3 protein-coding genes are annotated in these 3,852 nt (G+C 62.9%); 2 read left to right on the forward strand and 1 reads right to left on the reverse strand.

Features of this window, described 5'->3' with window-relative positions:
• Window positions 1-266 precede the first annotated feature (266 nt).
• Window positions 267-2,318: a M13 family metallopeptidase gene (locus tag ACYVDE_RS16760; RefSeq protein ID WP_460502697.1), complete on the reverse strand. Its 2,052-nt coding sequence runs from the start codon at window positions 2,316-2,318 to the stop codon at window positions 267-269.
• Window positions 2,319-2,613: 295 nt separating this feature from the next.
• On the opposite strand from ACYVDE_RS16760, the gene ACYVDE_RS16765 reads away from it, so the two are divergent.
• Together ACYVDE_RS16765 and ACYVDE_RS16770 are read left to right on the forward strand one after the other, a co-directional pair.
• Window positions 2,614-3,024: a VOC family protein gene (locus ACYVDE_RS16765; RefSeq protein WP_460502698.1), complete on the forward strand. Its 411-nt coding sequence runs from the start codon at window positions 2,614-2,616 to the stop codon at window positions 3,022-3,024.
• Between the two features lie 65 nt (window positions 3,025-3,089).
• Window positions 3,090-3,689 carry a hypothetical protein gene (locus ACYVDE_RS16770; RefSeq protein ID WP_460502699.1) on the forward strand — a complete coding sequence of 200 codons (600 nt, stop codon included), beginning with the start codon at window positions 3,090-3,092 and terminating at the stop codon, window positions 3,687-3,689.
• Window positions 3,690-3,852: the final 163 nt, after the last annotated feature.

The following is a 3,852-nucleotide window of genomic DNA, read 5'->3' on the forward strand; positions in this document are numbered from 1 at the left end:
GCGGGCATCGGCCGGAATGGAAGCCAGAGCCGAGTGGTCGCCGTCGCCCACGTCCTCGGCCAGCGCCGTGCGGATGAAGGTGGTCAGCGCCTCGGGCGTGAGATAGGGGGCGGGAGGGGTTTGCACGACGCAAAGGTACGGCCCCTGCGGCGGTGGCGAAAGCCGCGCCGGCAGGGGCCGTAGGAGTAGGGGTATGTGGAGGAAAGAAAAGAACGTCATACTGAGCGGAGGCGCAGCATGACGTTCAAATTTGACCCGCGGCCCGCTTACCAAATCACCACCCGCGTCGAGTCGGGCCGGTAGAGCTTCTGGCCGGGCTTCACGCCGAAGGCTTCGTAGAAGGCGGGCACGTCGGCCATTGGGCCGTTCACGCGGTACTGGGCGGGCGAGTGCACGTCGGTGAGCAGCTGCGAGGCCAGGGCCTCGTCGCGCGTGTGGTTCTGCCAGCCCAGGGCGTAGCCGAGGAAATAGCGTTGCGTGGGCGTGAGGCCGTTGATTTTCTTGCCTTCCTTGTACTGTTTGGTTTTCTTGAAGGCATCGAGGCCGATGACGATACCGCCGAGGTCGGCAATGTTTTCGCCGGCCGTGGCCTTGCCGTTGATGTGCAGCGAATCGAGCAGGGTGTAGCCGTTGAACTGCTTCACAATGCCGGCCACGCGCTGGTTGAAGCGTTTGCGGTCGTCCTTGCTCCACCACTCGTGCAGGTTGCCCTTGGCGTCGAACTGGCTGCCCTCGTCGTCGAAGCCGTGGGTGAGCTCGTGGCCGATGGTGCTGGCCCCGGCGTAGCCGTACACCAGCGCGTCGTCGGCGTCGGCGTCGAGCAGGCCGGGCACGGCGAAGGCGGCGGCGGGCAGCACAATCTCGTTGTTCGAAGGGTTGTAGTAGGCGTTGTAGGTCTGCGGCGTCATGTCCCACTCGGTGCGGTCCACGGGCTTGCCCAGCTTGTTGAGAGCGTACTGGTACTGCCACTGGTTGGCGCGCATCACGTTTTCGGCCAGCGAGCTGCGGTCAATTTTCAGGGTGGAGTAGTCCTTCCATTTGTTGGGGTAGCCCACTTTGGGCGTGATTTTGTGCAGCTTGTCGAGGGCCACCACTTTGGTGGGCGCGCTCATCCAGTCCACTTTCCGGATGTGTTCGCCGAAGGCCGTTACCATGTTTTTCACCAGTGTGTCGTAGCGGGCTTTGGCTTCGGGCTTGAAGTATTCCTTCACGAAAAGCTGGCCCAGCGCGTCGCCCAGGGCATCTTCCTGCATGTCGAGCACCCGCTTCCAGCGCGGGCGCAGGGCCTTGGCCCCGCGCAGTACCGTGCCGTAGAAGTGGAAATTCTCGTTCACGAAGCCGCTGCTGAGCGTGGGCGCAAACGTGCGCGCCAGCTGCCAGCTGAAGTAGGCTTTCCAGTCGTCAATTGGCTGGGTTTTCAATAGCTGCGCGGCCGTCTGGTAAAACTCGGGCTGGCCCACGATGACGGAATCCAGCCCGGCCACGCCCATCTGGCCCAGCCAGGGTTTCCAGCTCAGGCCTGGCGTGAGCTTGTCGAGCTGCGCCAGACTCATTTTGTGGTAGTTGGCGTACGGGTCGCGCAGGGCCTCCAGCTTGCGCGACGACTTGGCCAGCGTGGTTTCCAGGGCCATCACGCGGGCGGCGTTGGCGGCGGCCGTGGCGGCATCCTGGCCCAGCAGCTGGAACGTGTTGGCCACGTGCTTCACGTACTCGGCGCGAATGTTTTTGGTGCGCGCGTCGGTGTTGAAGTAGTAGTCGCGGTTGGGCAGGCCCAGGCCGCCCTGGTTGAGGTAGAGCGCCATCTGGTCACTCTTCTTGGCATCCTGGTACACGCCGGGGCCAATGAGCGCGCGCACGCCCAGCGGAACCAGCTGGGCGATAACGCCGGGCACGTCGGCCGCGGTTTTCAGGGCCGCGATGCGGTCGAGCTCGGCTTTCAGCGGGGCCGCACCCAACCGGTCGGCCTTCACCGAGTCCATGCCCACGGCCCAGAAATCACCGATTTTCTGCTGGTTGCTGCCGGGCGCTGCGTTGGCCGCGGCGGCTTCGATGCTGGTCTGGCGCAGGCGGCCGTACACTTCGTCCTGCACTTTTTTGCCGATGCCCATGCTGCTTTCCGAGGCCGGAATGGGGTTGTTTTTCAGCCAGGTGCCGTTGGCGTAGGTGAAGAAGTCGTCGCCGGGCGCCACGGTGGTATCGAGGGCGGCGTGCAGCACGTCGGGCTTGCCGTCGGCCGAGCCGGCGGTTTTCAGCGAGTTGGAGGGGCAGCCGGTAAGGGCCGCGCCCAGCGCCGGGAGTAGGAGAAAGTGTTTTTTCATGCGTTGAAAACGAAGGAGTAGCGGAGAGACAAATATCGGCTACGGGCATCGACAAAGGGCTGATCCAACAGTTGCCTCGCCAACTACGCCGACCAGGCAGCACCAATCAATTCCCGGCCGGGGGCACACGTTGGCACAAATGCAGGTGATGTAACAATGCTGATAAAAAATTGTGATTATTTATAAAAAGATGTATATTTAACTTTCGATAGGTTGAGCAACCGGCTTAATGGGCCAACCTATGGCGGTAGCTGTGGTGGCAATGGGCCGCTTCTTATGTCTTACGCTTCTTATTATGCAAACTCCCACTCCGCAGGTACTCAAAGGCAAGGTGTTACGGCCGGCCATAATTGAGTTGGGAGTCGCCGACGCGGCCCAGCTGGCCAAAACCAAAGCGTTTTACGAAGCGCTGCTGGGCGACACCACCTACCCCTATCGGCTACTAACGAACATGGCCCTGCTGTGCGTGGCCACCGAAGATGGCAGCACGCACACCATCATCTACTGGGAGGTGCCGGGCGCCAGCGCCGAGCTGAAGGCAACCTACGACGACCTGATAAAGCATCACGGCTGCAGCGGGGTGAAACCACCGCACAAACCCCCAAAATCGCTGGCCAAAGACGAGATGGAAATTGCCACGCTGGCCGATGCCGCGGGCAACGTGCTGGGGCTGGTGATTAACCCGCCGTACCCGGTGGTGCGCTAGCCGGGCGGGCAGTAGGCGAATGCGGCGGGGCTATGGGTTGATTACTAACTGGTAAACCGATTGAGATGAAAACGTACCAATTGCTGTTAGGGGTAATGCTGCTGCTGACGGGCGGGGCCTGCACGCGCCACCCGCACCGGGTAATCAGTGCCGGCATCAGCGTGCCGCCGCCCGATGCGGACGACGAATTCGTGCCGCTTACTCCGAAAGTGAAGCTGCGCCGCAATGCGGTGCTTGAGCACCGGTACACCACGGAAGCGAAGTGCGACGATGCCGCTACCAACTACTTCCAGAAAGTGCTGGGCAACACCGGCTTGCCGGCCCCCATCGCCGCCGCGCCAAAGACGTACTCGATGAAGATGGCCGGCCGGAACCGGGAGGTTCGGTTTGTGGCGGGCAAAGGAGCCGACCTGGACGTGCCGTTTGCGGAGGTGGAGAAGACGGCGGACAACCCGAACGACGACACCAACCGGCAGGACCTGAACGATGCCATCGCGGCCCTCGGGCCCGGCGTGCGCGTGCTGGAAGGCCCAACGCTGGACCCCGCACCGATTAACGGCAAGCGCGCCTGGCGGGTGGTGCTGACCAGCGCCCGAAGCGCGGGCCCCGACCAGCTGATGCTGAGCGGCACCTTCGGGCTGGTCATTAATCCGCCTTACCCGTGATACCCGCCTGACCGGGGCGCGGCACGAAGAACAGCATTGAACCGGGGTACTAGGAAGCAGCGATGAAACGAGCATTATTACTCGCGTTATGGATAGGTAGCGGGGCGCTGCTCACCCCCGCGCAGGCCCAGACGCGCCCGGCCGACAGCCTGCGTGCCCTGCT

It is taken from the genome of Hymenobacter agri (assembly GCF_054778495.1).

Excerpts from the sequence above, each read along its gene's own strand:
- ACYVDE_RS16770 (WP_460502699.1), top strand. The coding sequence starts at position 3,090 with ATGAAAACGTACCAATTGCTGTTAGGGGTAATGCTGCTGCTGACGGGC.
- ACYVDE_RS16760 (WP_460502697.1), bottom strand. The coding sequence starts at position 2,318 with ATGAAAAAACACTTTCTCCTACTCCCGGCGCTGGGCGCGGCCCTTACC.
- ACYVDE_RS16765 (WP_460502698.1), top strand. The coding sequence starts at position 2,614 with ATGCAAACTCCCACTCCGCAGGTACTCAAAGGCAAGGTGTTACGGCCG.